Raw genomic sequence first — 13,024 nt, 5'->3', positions numbered from 1 at the left:
CGCAATGACGGAGAGAGGTGAGTCGACGGCATCACTGATGCGCCTCCAGGCTGAGGCCGAGCAGGCGCTCCTGCAGCGGAATGTCGGCGGCGAGATCGGCCATCGCGCCGCGATGCACGATGGTGCCGTTGTCCATCACCAGCACCGTATCGCCGATCTGCTGCGCGACATGAAAATTCTGTTCCACCAGAAGGATCGTCACGCCGCTGCGCTTGATCTCGGCGAAGCACTCGATCAGCGATCCGATGATCGCCGGCGCCAGCCCCTTGGTCGGCTCGTCGATCAGCAAGAGCTTGCGTGGCTCGACGATCGCGCGGGCGATCGACAGCATCTGCTTCTGCCCGCCGGACAGGGAGCCCGCGCGCGACAGCCAGAATTTCCGCAGCGCCGGGAAGAAGCCGAAGACCCAGTCGAGCCGCTTGTCGTCGAGATCGCCGTCGCGCGCGGCGAGGATCAGGTTTTCCTTCACCGTGAGATCGGAGAACACCGCCATGCTTTCGGGCACGTAGCCGATGCCGAGCCGGGCGATATCCGGCGTCGCCATCGCCTCGATCCGCTGGCCGGCGAAAGTGATCTGTCCTTGCGACGCCGGCCACAGTGCCATGATGGTGCGCAGCGTCGTGGTCTTGCCGGCGCCGTTGCGGCCGAGCAGCATCGTGGTCCTGCCCTCGGGGACGGCGCAATCGACGCCCTGCAGGATGTGATAGCGCCCGATATTGGTGTGCACGCCGGAGAGAGTGAGCAGATCGGTCATTCTCCCCTCCCCCTTGCGGGGAGGGGTCGGGGGTGGGGGTGCCCCAAGCACTGTGCCCGCGTCGCCCTCACCCCAACCCTCTCCCGCAAGCGGGAGAGGGAGCGCGCTGGCGCGAGAGGGGAGGACGTCACCAACACTGAGCCAATCGACAAAGCCAACATCATCCTCACGCCGCGCTCTTGCCCGGCGCGATGCCGAGATAGGCTTCCTGCACGATCGGCGAGGCGATCACCTCGGCGGGCTTGCCGTCGGCGACCAGCTTGCCGTTGTGCAGCACGATGATGCGGTCGGCGAGCGAGCGCACCACGTCCATCTTGTGTTCGACCAGCAGGATGATCTTGGAGGGATCGGTCTTCAGCCGCGCGATCAGATCGAGCACCACCGGCACCTCGTCGACGCTCATGCCGGCGGTCGGCTCGTCGAACATGTAGACCTTCGGCTCCAGCGCCATCATCAGCGCGACTTCGAGCTTGCGCTGGTCGCCGTGCGACAGCGCGGTGGCGGCGACGCTGCGGCGGCTGCCGAGCGCGACGCTGTCGAGGATGGCGTCGGCGCGGTCGATCAGATCGCGCCGGGTGCGCCACGGCCGCAGCATGTCGTAATGCGTGCCGCTGCGCGCCTGCACCGCGAGGCGCACGTTCTCCTCGACGCTGAGATTGGGAAACAGGTTGGTGAGCTGGAACGCGCGGCCGAGCCCGGCGCGGGTGCGCAGCGGCGCGGTCATCCGGGTGATGTCCGCGCCGTCGAACAGGATGCGGCCTTCGCTCGGCCGCAACTGCCCGGAGATCAGGTTGAAATAGGTGGTCTTGCCGGCGCCGTTCGGCCCGACGATGGCGGTCAGCTCCCCGGGCCGGAACACGCAACTCACCGCGTCGACGGCGACATGGCCGCCGAAGCGAATGGTGAGCGACTGGGTTTCGAGGGTGGTCATGGGGGAGCGAGCCAGCACGACGTTAGAGTTCGTCATTCCGGGGCGCGAGCGCAGCTCGCGAACCCGGAATCTCGATGTGACAATCTCGGGATTCCGGGTTCGCGCTTCGCGCGCCCCGGAATGACTCCTGTGTGGCTGTCACCGCTTGTTCTTGATCGGAACCGCCATGTCCTCGATCTTCAGTTCGCGCACCGGCTCGAGCACGGCCCAGGCGAGGTCCGGATCGACCTTGACCTTGAAGTGATACATGCTCTGCAGCGCCTGGTGGTCGTCCTTGCGGAACACCATCTTGCCCTTGGGCGTGTCGAACTCCATGCCTTCCATCGCGGCGATCAGCTTCTCGGTGTCGGTCGACTTCGCCTTCTGCACCGCGGTGACCACCGCCATCGCCGCCGAGAAGCCGCCGGCGGTGAAAAAGTCCGGCGGCGCGTTGAAGCGCTTCTGATGCTCGGTCACCAGCCAGTCGTTGATCGGGTTCTTGGGGATGTCGTAGTAGTAATAGGTCGCGCCTTCCATGCCGGGCAGGCGCTTGTAGGCGGCGAGCGCGGGCAGGATGTTGCCGCCGGTCGACAGCTCGATGCCGTAGCGCTTCGGGTCCATGTCCTGCAGCTTGGTCAAGGGATCGCCGCCGCCGGCCCACACCACCCAGATAATCTTCTTGCCGGGCTTGTCCTTGAGCGTGTCGAACAGCCGCTGGCCGACCGCGGTGAAGTCCGTGGTGGTGGTGGGCACGTATTCCTCGGCGGCGAGCGTCGCGCCGGTTTTCGCCAGCGCTTCCTTGAAGGCGGCGACGCCGTCGCGGCCGAACGCGTAGTCCTGCGCCAGCGTGGCGATGGTGACGCCCGGCTTGCCGATCGCGACCGCGTTGGAGATCGCATCCTGCGACGAGTTGCGCCCGGTGCGGAAGATGTAGCGATTCCACTTCTCGCCGGTGATCTGGTCGGCGACCGCGGGTTCGACGATCAGGATCTTCTTGTTCTCTTCGGCGACCGGCAGATCGGCCAGTGCGGCGGCCGACGACGAGGTGCCGATCGCGATGTCGGCGCCGTCGTCCTGATAGGCTTCGGCCAGCGCGGCCTTGGACAGGTCCGGCTTGCTCTGATCATCCTTGGTGATCACCACGATCTTGCGGCCGTCGAGCGTCATCGTGCCCTTGGTCGCGTATTCGAGCCCCATCCGCAGGCCGGTCTCGGTCTGCTTGGCGTAGGCTTCGAGCGGGCCGGTCTTGCCGTAGATCAGCGCGATCTTGAGATCGTCGGCGCGGGCGGCGACCGACGCGGTCAGCGCCGGGACTGCGGCAGCAACGACGGCTGCGGCTGCAACAATGGAAAGATGACGCACGTTCTTCCTCCGGGTTTTGTTGCGCCGGACCCTAGAGCAAGTCGGGGAAAGTTGGAACGTCGCCGCGGATGAAATTTCGCTATGGCTGCCGCGCCGGTGGATTGCGGGGGCGCCGTTCGGCCGGCGCGATGCCGGGTTTCGCGGCCGGACGGAACGGCGGCTCGGTCGAGGCCGACGGCGCGGGCGCAACCATGCCGCCCATCTTCGTGAGCAATTCTGCAGTGGGCCATGAATCCGCCGGCAGGCCGTATTTGATCTGCATCGCCTTCACAGCGCTGCGGGTCTGCTGGCCGAGTATGCCGTCGATCTTGCCGACGTCGAAGCCGGCGCGCACCAGCAACTGCTGCAATTGCTTCATCTCGTTGAGCTGCAGTTGCGCCACCTGCGCGGTCGGCTTGCGCATCGGGCCCGCGCCGGCGATCCTTGTGGCGAGATAGCCGGCGGTGGTGGAATAGATCAGCGAATTATTCCACTCGGTATAGGCGGCGAAATTCGCATAGGCCAGAAACGCCGGGCCATGGCGGCCCATCGGCAGCAGCAGCGAGGCTGGCATGTTATCATTCTGCAGCGGTCTTCCGTCGGCTGCGGTCACGCCCCATTGCGCCCATTGCGAGCGCGGGTGCTTGACCAGCAGATCGGCCTGCTCCCACGGCAGATTGGCCGGCACCGCCACCTCCTGCAGCCACGGCTCGCCGCGCCGCCATTTCAGCCCGGTGGCGATGTAATGCGCGGTCGAGCCGATCACGTCGGCGGGGCTATGCAGCATGTCGTGGTGGCCGTCGCCGTCATAGTCGACCGCGTAGTCGTAATAGTGCCGCGGCAGAAACTGCGTCTGGCCGAGTTCGCCGGCCCAGGAGCCGATCATCTCGGCGGGCGCCAGATCGCCGCGATCGACGATCTTCAGCGCCGCGATCGTCTCCTGCTGAAACATCTCGGAGCGGCGGCAGTCATAGGCCAGCGACACCAGCGAGCGCAGCGTCGACAGATTGCCCTGCACCGCGCCGAAATCGCTCTCCAGCGCCCAGAACGCGGCGATCACCGCCGGCGGCACGCCGTATTCCTTCTCGGCGCGCGCGAACGCCTGCGCGTGCTGCCTGATCATCTGCTGGCCCTTGACGCGCCGGCCCTCCGACGCCATCCGCCCGGCGAATACCGTGAAGATCTGCCCGAACACCCGCTGCCCGCGGTCGCGATTGACGATGCCCTGGTCGTAGACGAGATACGGCGACGCCTGCGCGATCGCCCGCTGCGACACCCCGGCGGCGACCGCCTGCTGCTTCAGCCCGGCGAGAAACTGATCGAAGCTCTGCCCGCCATGGCAGGAGGCGCCGCGCTGGGCTAAAGCGGGGGAGGCGGACAGGGCAGTTGCCAGTGCTGCCAACACGGCGCCGCGCCAGTTGCTCGCCAGTCGTTGCACCAAGTTCATCCGCCGCATGGCCACCTCATCAACGTCATCGCCGGGCTCGACCCGGCGATCCATCAAATCAGACGACGAGTCTTGTTGGGATGGGTTGCCGGGTCAAGTCCGGCAATGACGGCGTCCCTCGGTGCGGCACCGGGGCGGAACGTTTCCATCCGTCATTGCGAGGAGCGAAGCGACAAAGCAATCCAGTGACGCAGCGCATCGAGCTTCTGGATTGCTTCGCTTCGCTCGAAATGACGCTGCAAGTTACTACGAGGTTCGCTGATTTGCCGCGTTCGGTGAGCTGTCCTCACAACTCCCTTGCATTGCTGAACGCAAAGCTCGACGCCCGTCGCGTGTTCTCGTCCAGGATCAGCGTCCGCGTGATCGGCGGCTCGGCGCGCTGGCTGCAGTTCTCGCGTTCGCACAGGCGGCAGTTGACGCCGATCGGGGTGCCTTCGGCTTTCTCCAGATCCATGCCGGCGGCGTAGGTCAGCTTCGACGCATGGCGGATTTCGCAGCCCAGCCCGATCGCGAAGCGCGGCTGCGGCTGCGGGTGCGGCGCCACCGGCCGTCGCACCATCTGGGCGATCGAGAAATAGCGGCTGCCGTCCGGCAGTTCGATCACCTGCTTCAGCAGCCGGTCGGGCGTGTCGAAGGTCGAGTGCACGTTCCACAGCGGGCAGGTACCGCCGAATTTCGAGAACGGGAAGGTGCCGGACGAGAACCGCTTGGAGACGTTGCCGGCATTGTCGACCCGCAGCAGGAAAAACGGCACGCCGCGCGCGGTCGGCCGCTGCAGCGTGGTGAGGCGGTGGCAGACCTGTTCGAAGCCGGCATTGAAGCGCTGCGCCAGCACGTTGACGTCGTAGCTGAGCTGTTCGGCGGCGGCGTGGAATGCGGCGTAGGGCATCATCAGCGCGGCGGCGAAGTAATTGCCGAGCGTGATCCGGTAGAGTCGCCGGGCCGGCTCGTCGAGCGCGCCGGCGCGGTTGACGATGCCGTCGATCACGCTGCCATATTCGGTGAGGCCGGTCTGGAACGCGGCCTGAAAGGCGCGGCCCTGCGAGTCGACCAGCTCGGAGATCAGCAATTGCCGGCGATGGCGGTCGAACCGGCGCAGCGTCTCGCGCATCACGTCGACCGGCATGATCCGGGTGGTGATCGAATGCCGCTCGCGTAGCCGGTCAGCGAGCGCGCCATAGACCTCCTGCGAGCCGACATTGAGTTCGTCGCGCACCGCCTCGGCGGCCTGCTCGAGCTCGGGGAAATAGTTGCGGTTGGCCTCGATCAGGTCGCGGACGCGCTCGATCGGGTTGGCCTCGAACCGGGTGCCCTCGTCGCGATCGGCCATCTGGGCCGCGACCAGTGTCTCGCCGCGGCGCGCTTCGGTGTAGGCGGCATACAATCGCTGCAGGGAATGGGTGACGCCCGGGCACAGTTCGGCGAGGTCGCGCAGTTCCTGCTTGGGCAGGTCGATCTGGCGAAACAAAGGGTCGGAGAAGATCTCGTTGAGTTCGGCGAAGAAGCGGTCCTCGTCGGCGGTCGCGAGGTCACGCAGATCGAGATCGTAGGTCTCCGCCAGCCTGAGCAGAATCTGGGCGGTCACGGGGCGCTGGTTCCGTTCGATCAGATTGACGTAGCTCGGCGAAATGCCGAGCCCTTCGGCAATCTGGGTCTGCGAAAGGCCGAGTTGCTGCCGGATTCGCCGGAACCTGGGCCCGACGAACAGCTTTTTCCCGGATTCTCCCGCCATCTCCGCTCCCTGCGATTTTGTGACAAAAATTACAAAATTACATTTGTGACATGTAGGAAAGTTACATGACATCACCATTCGGTCGCAAGAGGGCTAGCCGTTTTTCCTCGACTAGCGTTTAGCTCTCAGCACGTTTCGCAACGCACTGTCACGAATGTGGTGTGTTGCGGCATTATTCGTACCGAAGGGATCAACAGCATGAATTTCCAGCCACGTGGCATCAGCGATCTGGCCATCCAGAAGCCGGCTTCCTATCAGAGCCAAATCGAGGCGGCCGAAGCGCTCCTCAAGGACCAGCCCACCTGGAATGGCGTCAAGGCCGAAGCCGTGGCCCGGATGCGCCTGCAGAACCGCTTCAAGACCGGCCTCGACGTCGCGCGCTACACCGCCGCGCTGATGCGCGCCGACATGGCAGCCTATGACGCCGACAGCACCAAATATACCCAGTCGCTCGGCTGCTGGCATGGCTTCATCGCGCAGCAGAAGCTGATCTCGGTGAAGAAGCATTTCAACACCACCGACCGCACCTATCTGTACCTGTCCGGCTGGATGATCGCGGCGCTGCGCTCCGAGTTCGGCCCGCTGCCCGACCAGTCGATGCACGAGAAGACCTCGGTGCCGGCGCTGATCGAAGAACTCTACACCTTCCTGCGTCAGGCCGACGCCCGTGAGCTCAACACGATTTTCCGCGACCTCGACGCCGCCCGCAAGGCCGGCGACAAGGCCAAGGAAACCGCGCTGATCGAAAAGATCGACAATTTCCAGACCCACGTCGTGCCGGTGATCGCCGACATCGACGCCGGCTTCGGTAATGCCGAGGCGACCTATCTGCTCGCCAAGAAGATGATCGAGGCCGGCGCCTGCGCGCTGCAGATCGAGAACCAGGTGTCCGACGAAAAGCAGTGCGGCCATCAGGACGGCAAGGTGACGGTGCCGCACGAGGTCTTCCTGGCGAAGATCCGCGCCTGCCGCCACGCCTTCCTCGAACTCGGCGTCGAAGACGGCATCATCGTTACCCGCACCGACTCGCTCGGCGCAGGCCTGACCCAGCAGATCGCCGTCAGCCACGCGCCCGGCGACATCGGCGACCAGTACAACAGCTTCCTGGATTGCGAAGAGGTCGACGTGACTTCGGTCGGCAATGGCGACGTCATCATCAGCCGCGAAGGCAAGCTGCTGCGCCCGAAGCGTCTGCCCAGCAACCTGTACCAGTTCCGCGAAGGCACCGGCGCGGATCGCTGCGTGCTCGACTGCATCACCTCGCTGCAGAACGGCGCCGACCTGCTGTGGATCGAGACCGAGAAGCCGAATATCGAGCAGATCGCCTCGATGGTCGATCGCATCCGCGAAGTGATCCCGAACGCCAAGCTGGCCTACAACAACTCGCCCTCGTTCAACTGGACCCTCAACTTCCGTTGGCAGGTCTATGACGAGATGAAGGCGGCCGGCAAGGACGTCAGCCAGTACAACCGTGCCGAGCTGATGAAGGCGGAGTACGACAATACCCCGCTGGCGCTCGAAGCCGACGAGAAGATCCGGACCTTCCAGGCCGATTCGGCCAAGCGCGCCGGCATCTTCCATCATCTGATCACATTGCCGACCTATCACACGGCAGCGTTGTCGACCGACAATCTCGCCAAGGAATATTTTGGCGAGCAGGGCATGCTGGGCTATGTCAAGAACGTGCAGCGCCAGGAAATCCGTCAGGGGATCGCCTGCGTCAAGCATCAGGACATGGCCGGCTCGAACATCGGCGACGATCACAAGGAATACTTCGCCGGCGAGGCCGCTTTGAAGGCCGGCGGCGCCCACAACACGATGAACCAGTTCGGCTAACAACAACAACAGGAGCGACGACGATGTCGAACGGCAGCAATTTCTGGGTGATTGGCGGCGAGTTCGGTTCGATGAACTTCCACAAGCTCGTTGAAGGTTCGGCCCAGGTTCAGGGTCCGTTCAAGACGCGCAAGGAGGCCGAAGAGGCCTGGAAGGTCGTCTCCGAGGAAAACCGGCATCGCGCAGGCGTGCGGTTCTCCATCGTCGAAGAGCCCAACCGCGCGACGGCCTGATCACAATCAGAGCCTGATCAATCAGAAGACGTCCAAGGACTTTGGCGGTCTCATCGGGGCAACCCGGCGGGGCCGCCATCGTCGTTTTGGCGGCTGCGCGCCGGTCGTCGCTGCGGCACGCGCGCCACGCTTGCACCGACAAGGCAAATCCTTGAGGGATCAGGCCCTTTCCGCCGCCGAGGGTTACTGATAGGTTAATTTGGACAGTCGAGCCGGGTGCAGATGGCGGACGCGCAGAACAGAACCGCAGGGACGGAACAGGCGCGGCCGATGCGGCTGCGCGATGCGCTGCGCCAGGCGCGGATCGAGGCCGCCGATCGCACCGGCGTGGTGGTCGACCTGCGCGATGCCGAAATCGCCCGGCTGGAGATCCTCAACGACGCCCTCGACCCGCTGTTCGCGGAAATTCCCGACGGCGTCGACCTGTTCGACCGCGGCCTCAGCCAGGGCGACACGCCGCGGCTGTGGATCGACGTGGTCGCCCATGTGATGATGGGCCGCGACAAGCGGGTCTATCGCTTCGTCCAGGACACCCGCTTCGGCCGCATCGTGCTGGCCGAGTCGCACGAGGCCGCGGTCATCGTCGCCGCGATCACCGACTATGTCGCCCGCCGGCTGATCGAGCGCGAACACGCGCTCACGGCCGCGACGCCATTGCCCACCACGACGCCGACGCCTGCACCTGTCGACAAGCCGCGCCGCGGCGGCTTCGGGATCTTCGTGCTCGGCTTCATCGCCGGCGCGCTGGCGCTGTTCGCGCTCGCTTTGTTCGCGGCGCTGCGGAACGTGTGACCGCCTGTTTCCGTCATTGCGCTTCTGAATTGCTTCGCCTTCGGCTCGCCATGACGGCAAGGCGTCGACCGCTACAACAGCACCGGGTCGCGCAGCTCCTGCACCGTTTCGGTGCCGGCAAAGCCGCGGCTGCGGTGCTCGCAGCGCCAGCCGTCATTGGTCTCGCTGATCGCGAACAGATTGTAGGCGGCCGACGGGCGATGGTGATCGTTGAAGGCCGACGCCGACGGCACCCCGATGACCGGGATCGTGCCCGTCGGCGTGTCGATCCGGATCGTGGCGTGGACGTGGTCGTGGCCATGCAGCACCAGATCGACCGGATGGCGTTGCAGCAGGGCGATGAGCGCGCTGGCGTCGGTCAACCGCTTGAACCGGGAGCGCGAGCGCAGCGGGTGGTGAATCAGCAGCACGCGAAACGCCCGCTCGGAGGCCAGCCCTTGCAGCATCGCCTCGAGCCGCGAACGTTGCGCTTCGCCGAGCCGTCCGGTCGCCATGAATGGTGCGGACGGCACCGCGCTCGATACGCCGATCAGCGCGACATGGTCGCGGCGGCGCAGATAAGGATAGCCGGGCGCGCCGTCGTCGCCGCTGACGTAGTCCGTAAAGCTCTCGCCGAAATGGGTGGCGGTCGCGGTGATATAGGTGTCGTGATTACCGGGCACGAGGCTGACGCGATCCGGCGGCCCGACGCTTTCGAGCCATTCTCGCGCGGGGGCGAACTCGGCGGGGAGCGCGATGTTGACCAGATCGCCGGTGACGGCGATGTGGTCGGGCTGCTGCGCCTGCAGGTCGCCGACCAGGGCGTCGAGTATCTCGCGGCGATGGATGCTGTGCCGGTTGCGGGTCCAGTTCAAATAGCCGAGCATGCGCTTGCTCGCGAGATCGGCGAACCGCGGCTTCGGCGGCAGCGGCAGATGCGGGTCGGACAAATGCGCCAAAGTGAAAGTCATCGGCTTTTCCCGGTCCGGCCGCCTGCGAGCGCGTCGCGAATTCCCGCCTGTCAAAATCAGCACGGTTTTGGCAAGCTCGGTGGATCGGCGCAAGTCTCCGCTGCGCCTCGGATGCGAGGATGATCCGCCATTGCCGGCCTTCCAGAGTCTGAGACCGAAGCTCGAGCCGGCGCTGCGGCGGGTGTTTCATCTGTACTGGCGGTTCGCCCGCGGCATGACGCTCGGCGCGCGCGGCGTGGTGCTGGACGAGCACGGTCGCGTCTTTCTGATCCAGCACAGCTATGTCAGCGGCTGGCACCTGCCGGGCGGTGGCGTCGAGGTCGGTGAGAGCTTCCTCGATGCGCTCCGCCGCGAACTGATGGAAGAAGGCCGGATCGAGCTGACGGGCGACCCGGAGTTGCATGGCATTTTCTTCAACAGCCACGTCTCGCCGCGGGATCACGTCGCCGTCTATGTGGTGCGGCGGTTCCGCCAGGACCGCGCGCCCGAGCCCAATCGTGAGATCGTCGCCTCCGGCTTCTTCGATATCGCCGACCTGCCCGGAGACACGACATCAGGGACCCGATTGCGGATCGCCGAAGTGCTCGGGCGGGAGCCGCGGCGGACCACCTGGCGATAATGCGCTGAACCGCGCCGAAACTGCTCGCGATCACATCAATGGCTCATTTCTCTGGTCAAACCCGGCGAAAATCTCGAAAGGACTGGTCTTGACGGCATTTGCGAAGGCGATCGCTCGATCGCTGCTGATTGTATGGGCAGTGTTGGCGGCGAATGCCGCGTTCGCTCAGGTTCCAGTGCCGAACGGCAACGGGAACGGCGCTCCGGCCGCGAAAGTGGAGGAGAAGCCCGCAGATCCGCTCGGCCGCGACACGCCGGCCGGAATGGTCTCCGGGTTCATCGATGCCGCCGCCGAGCAGAATTACGACAAGGCTGCGCAATATCTCGATCTCAGCCAGGAGAAGGGCGCCTGGGGGCCGAGCGTCGCGCAGCAGCTCCAGCGCATCCTCGACCAGGGCGGCTACGTCTTCTCGCGGTTGAGGTTGAGTGCGGATGCCGCCGGCGACCAGGACGACGGGCTGGCGCCGGACCAGGACAGGTTCGGGGCCGTGCGCACCGAGAACGGCCCCGTCGATCTGATTGCGCAGCGGGTCGATGGCAAGGACGGCGTCAAGATCTGGCTGGTGTCGGCGAAGACTGTCAGCGACCTGCCAGCGCTGTCGCGCACGGTGACGTCGAGTCTGGTCGACAAGATTTTGCCCTATGCGCTCCGCGACGAATACCGGATCGCCGGCGTGCCGGTCGGGCATTGGCTTGCCGTCATCGTGCTCGCGGTGCTGACTTTCTCGGTCGTCTGGGCGATCACGGCCGCGATCCTCTGGGTGGTATTCCGCTTTCGCGGTTCAGAGTCCCGCATCAGCCGCGTGCTCGGCGCCTCGGCCCTGCCGATCCGGCTGTTCCTCACCGCGATGTTGCTGCGGATCGCGCTGGTCCTGACCGGCGTCGCGATCGTCGCGCGCCAGCACATGTCCGGCGCCACCGAGCTGCTCGGCTGGATCGCGCTGTCCTGGATCGTCTGGCGCGTGGTCGATGCGCTGGCCGAATATGCGATTGCCCGGATGACGCTGCGCGGACGGCTGTCGATGCTGTCGGCGGTGACGTTCATTCGGCGCAGCGTCAAATTCGTGCTGATCGCGTTCGCGCTGATCGCTGGGCTCAATGCGCTGGGCTACAACGTCACGGCGGGCCTCGCAGCTCTGGGCATCGGCGGTATCGCGATCGCTCTCGGCGCGCAGAAAACCATCGAGCATCTGGTCGGCAGCCTGACGCTGGTGACCGATCAGCCGATGCGGGTGGGCGATTTCTGCAAGTTCGGCGAGACGATGGGCACGATCGAGGACATCGGCATGCGATCGACCCGGATCCGCACCCTCGACCGCACCCTCGTCACCGTGCCGAACGGCGCGCTGGCTGCAGTGCAGATCGAGAATTACAGCCGCCGCGACAAGTTCTGGTATCACCCGACGCTGGACCTTCGTTACGAGACCACGCCGGACCAGATGCGCAATCTGATCACGACGATGCGCGAGATGCTGCTGGAGCATCCGAAAGTCGACAACGACCCGGCCCGGGTCCGGCTGCTCGGGTTCGGCCCGAGCTCGCTGCCGGTCGAGATCTTCGCGTATATTCACGCCGTGAGCATGGATGAATTTCTGGAGGTTCAGGAAGAACTGACGCTGCGGCTGATGGAGATCGTCGAGGCTTCCGGGACCGGCTTCGCCTTTCCGTCGCAGACGGTCTATTTCGCGCGCGACAAGGCGCCGTCGTCGGCGAACCGCTCGCCGCAACTCGCTCCTGCCGAGCATCCTGACAGTGAAAGCGATTCCCCGAATCGTCGCGCGGGCTCAGCGATCCGCGCCTGAGGCGCTTTTCGGCCATAGCCGGGCGGTGGACCCCGCCCGGCTGTGGTGCTATTGCGGCGTCCGCCATGACCGATCTGTCCCTCACCATCCTGCCCGAGACCCCGAACGACGCCCAGCCGGTCGAGCGGCTGCACGAGCGGACCTTCGGTCCCGGCCGTTTCGTGCTCAGCGCCTATCGGCTGCGCGAGCACGTCGACCACATCAACGCGCTGTCGTTCACCGCGCGGATCGGCACGCTGCTGGTCGGCTCGGTGCGGCAATTGCCGATCCTGATCGGCGACACGCCCGCGCTGCTGCTCGGCCCGCTGACGGTGGAGCCGCCGTTCCGCGCGCGCGGCGTCGGCCGTGCGCTGCTCGACCGCGCGCTGGCGGACGCCAAAGAGCAAGGCCACAAGCTGATTCTGCTGGTCGGTGACGAGCCGTATTACAGCCGCGTCGGCTTCAAGAGGATTCCGAAAGGCCGGGTGACGATGCCCGGTCCGGTCGATGCCAACCGGCTGCTGGTGATCGAACTCGCCGATGGCGCGTTCGACGGCGTCGGCGGCCCGATCCGCCCGGACTGGAGCCGGGCGCGGACGGCTCCGTAACCCCACCGCGAGTCATTCCGGG

The 13,024-nt window shown here is 65.6% G+C and carries 12 protein-coding genes; 6 read left to right on the top strand and 6 right to left on the bottom strand.

All coding sequences use genetic code 11. From position 1 onward, the window contains the following. Window positions 1-31 precede the first annotated feature (31 nt). The 5 genes from ACTZWT_RS04030 to ACTZWT_RS04010 all read right to left on the bottom strand — a co-directional run bounded on the left by ACTZWT_RS04030 (window position 32) and on the right by ACTZWT_RS04010 (window position 6,184). Window positions 32-754 carry an ABC transporter ATP-binding protein gene (locus ACTZWT_RS04030; RefSeq protein ID WP_444768402.1) on the bottom strand — a complete coding sequence of 241 codons (723 nt, stop codon included), beginning with the start codon at window positions 752-754 and terminating at the stop codon, window positions 32-34. A gap of 166 nt (window positions 755-920) precedes the next feature. After that, window positions 921-1,685 (bottom strand): ABC transporter ATP-binding protein, encoded by a 765-nt coding sequence (locus tag ACTZWT_RS04025; protein WP_444768401.1) that lies wholly within the window; start codon window positions 1,683-1,685, stop codon window positions 921-923. 138 nt (window positions 1,686-1,823) lie between these two features. Continuing rightward, on the bottom strand, window positions 1,824-3,026 hold the full coding sequence (locus ACTZWT_RS04020) for a substrate-binding domain-containing protein (RefSeq protein WP_444768400.1): 1,203 nt from the start codon (window positions 3,024-3,026) through the stop codon (window positions 1,824-1,826). 79 nt (window positions 3,027-3,105) lie between these two features. Next, entirely contained in the window at window positions 3,106-4,452 is a 1,347-nt protein-coding gene (locus ACTZWT_RS04015; RefSeq protein ID WP_444768475.1) for a lytic murein transglycosylase, read from the bottom strand. Between the two features lie 286 nt (window positions 4,453-4,738). Next, window positions 4,739-6,184, bottom strand: a complete 1,446-nt coding sequence (locus ACTZWT_RS04010) for a helix-turn-helix domain-containing protein (protein ID WP_444768399.1) — start codon at window positions 6,182-6,184, stop codon at window positions 4,739-4,741. Window positions 6,185-6,382: 198 nt separating this feature from the next. Between ACTZWT_RS04010 and ACTZWT_RS04005 the strand changes: the two genes are divergently transcribed. From ACTZWT_RS04005 to ACTZWT_RS03995, 3 genes are all read left to right on the top strand, one after another. Beyond that, on the top strand, window positions 6,383-8,020 hold the full coding sequence (locus ACTZWT_RS04005; RefSeq protein ID WP_444768398.1) for an isocitrate lyase: 1,638 nt from the start codon (window positions 6,383-6,385) through the stop codon (window positions 8,018-8,020). Between the two features lie 23 nt (window positions 8,021-8,043). Beyond that, window positions 8,044-8,253 carry a DUF4170 domain-containing protein gene (locus ACTZWT_RS04000; RefSeq protein ID WP_011443074.1) on the top strand — a complete coding sequence of 70 codons (210 nt, stop codon included), beginning with the start codon at window positions 8,044-8,046 and terminating at the stop codon, window positions 8,251-8,253. A 222-nt stretch (window positions 8,254-8,475) separates the two neighbouring features. Then, window positions 8,476-9,045 carry a hypothetical protein gene (locus ACTZWT_RS03995; protein WP_444768397.1) on the top strand — a complete coding sequence of 190 codons (570 nt, stop codon included), beginning with the start codon at window positions 8,476-8,478 and terminating at the stop codon, window positions 9,043-9,045. A gap of 71 nt (window positions 9,046-9,116) precedes the next feature. Here ACTZWT_RS03995 and ACTZWT_RS03990 read toward each other — a convergent pair whose 3' ends face one another. Continuing rightward, window positions 9,117-9,995 carry a metallophosphoesterase family protein gene (locus ACTZWT_RS03990; RefSeq protein ID WP_444768396.1) on the bottom strand — a complete coding sequence of 293 codons (879 nt, stop codon included), beginning with the start codon at window positions 9,993-9,995 and terminating at the stop codon, window positions 9,117-9,119. Window positions 9,996-10,125: 130 nt separating this feature from the next. On the opposite strand from ACTZWT_RS03990, the gene ACTZWT_RS03985 reads away from it, so the two are divergent. The 3 genes from ACTZWT_RS03985 to ACTZWT_RS03975 all read left to right on the top strand — a co-directional run bounded on the left by ACTZWT_RS03985 (window position 10,126) and on the right by ACTZWT_RS03975 (window position 13,002). Further along, complete coding sequence (locus ACTZWT_RS03985) at window positions 10,126-10,614, top strand: NUDIX domain-containing protein (RefSeq protein WP_444768474.1); 489 nt, start codon at window positions 10,126-10,128, stop codon at window positions 10,612-10,614. Between the two features lie 88 nt (window positions 10,615-10,702). Next, the gene (locus ACTZWT_RS03980) at window positions 10,703-12,415 is read left to right on the top strand and encodes a mechanosensitive ion channel family protein (protein WP_444768395.1); all 1,713 of its coding nucleotides are present in this window, start codon (window positions 10,703-10,705) and stop codon (window positions 12,413-12,415) included. Window positions 12,416-12,480: 65 nt separating this feature from the next. Next, on the top strand, window positions 12,481-13,002 hold the full coding sequence (locus tag ACTZWT_RS03975; protein WP_444768394.1) for a GNAT family N-acetyltransferase: 522 nt from the start codon (window positions 12,481-12,483) through the stop codon (window positions 13,000-13,002). Window positions 13,003-13,024: the final 22 nt, after the last annotated feature.

This window comes from Rhodopseudomonas sp. NSM (assembly GCF_052445935.1).
GTDB lineage: Bacteria > Pseudomonadota > Alphaproteobacteria > Rhizobiales > Xanthobacteraceae > Rhodopseudomonas.
This window is presented reverse-complemented; position numbering and strand designations above follow the sequence as displayed.

Coding starts and splice junctions, on each gene's coding strand:
- ACTZWT_RS03995 (WP_444768397.1), top strand. CDS start 8,476: ATGGCGGACGCGCAGAACAGAACCGCAGGGACGGAACAGGCGCGGCCG.
- ACTZWT_RS04030 (WP_444768402.1), bottom strand. CDS start 754: ATGACCGATCTGCTCACTCTCTCCGGCGTGCACACCAATATCGGGCGC.
- ACTZWT_RS04025 (WP_444768401.1), bottom strand. CDS start 1,685: ATGACCACCCTCGAAACCCAGTCGCTCACCATTCGCTTCGGCGGCCAT.
- ACTZWT_RS03990 (WP_444768396.1), bottom strand. CDS start 9,995: ATGACTTTCACTTTGGCGCATTTGTCCGACCCGCATCTGCCGCTGCCG.
- ACTZWT_RS03975 (WP_444768394.1), top strand. CDS start 12,481: ATGACCGATCTGTCCCTCACCATCCTGCCCGAGACCCCGAACGACGCC.
- ACTZWT_RS04005 (WP_444768398.1), top strand. CDS start 6,383: ATGAATTTCCAGCCACGTGGCATCAGCGATCTGGCCATCCAGAAGCCG.
- ACTZWT_RS04010 (WP_444768399.1), bottom strand. CDS start 6,184: ATGGCGGGAGAATCCGGGAAAAAGCTGTTCGTCGGGCCCAGGTTCCGG.
- ACTZWT_RS04000 (WP_011443074.1), top strand. CDS start 8,044: ATGTCGAACGGCAGCAATTTCTGGGTGATTGGCGGCGAGTTCGGTTCG.
- ACTZWT_RS04015 (WP_444768475.1), bottom strand. CDS start 4,452: ATGAACTTGGTGCAACGACTGGCGAGCAACTGGCGCGGCGCCGTGTTG.